Below are 620 nucleotides of genomic sequence, written 5' to 3' on the forward strand. Positions count from 1 at the left end.
ATGAAAAGGAGGTAAAAGAGCTGAATTCTGAACAAGTTGAATGGCTCATGAAAGGTTTCTCCATTACTCCCATCATAAAAACTACAAACAGTCGTGATTTCTATTGAAATTACGGCTGTTTTTTGGGTATAATCAAAGTATTGATGAAGGGAGAATAGAATCTTGGACGAACTATTGGAAATTATTAAAAAGCAAGCAGCTACCAATCAGAGTCTGACAGAAGAAAATTTCCTCCTTCGTGAACAGGTGGCTTACCTCACTCAAAAGCTATATGGCAAGTCATCTGAAAAAAATACTGTACAATCAGGCCAAATGAGTCTTTTCGAAGAAGAGGAGACACCTAGCCAAGAAGATTCCGACTTACCCAGGTGAAACAGAAACAATTACTTACAAAAGGGCCAAATCCAAAGGACGCAAGCAAGCAATCCTGAATCAATTTCAAGCGGAGGAAGTACACCATCGCTTGGAAGAATGCGTCTGTCCAGATTGTGATGGGGACTTAAAAGAAATTGGTACAGAATTGAAACGCCGAGAGTTGGTTTTTATTCCTGCTCAACTTAAACGGCTTGATCATATCCAACATGCCTATAAATGCCTGACTTGTAGTGAGAAGTCAGATA

The 620-nt window shown here is 39.4% G+C and carries 2 protein-coding genes; both read left to right on the plus strand.

Translation table 11 applies throughout. The features are described 5' to 3' along the window. Window positions 1-174: 174 nt before the first annotated feature. Entirely contained in the window at window positions 175-372 is a 198-nt protein-coding gene (locus E5983_RS09355; protein WP_202056791.1) for a transposase, read from the plus strand. Window positions 373-463: 91 nt separating this feature from the next. Continuing rightward, window positions 464-620, plus strand: a 157-nt coding sequence (locus tag E5983_RS10070; protein ID WP_269148545.1) for an IS66 family transposase zinc-finger binding domain-containing protein, incomplete at its 3' end; no start/stop codon positions are given.

Origin of the sequence: Streptococcus danieliae (genome assembly GCF_009767945.1) — a bacterium.
Lineage (GTDB): Bacteria > Bacillota > Bacilli > Lactobacillales > Streptococcaceae > Streptococcus > Streptococcus danieliae.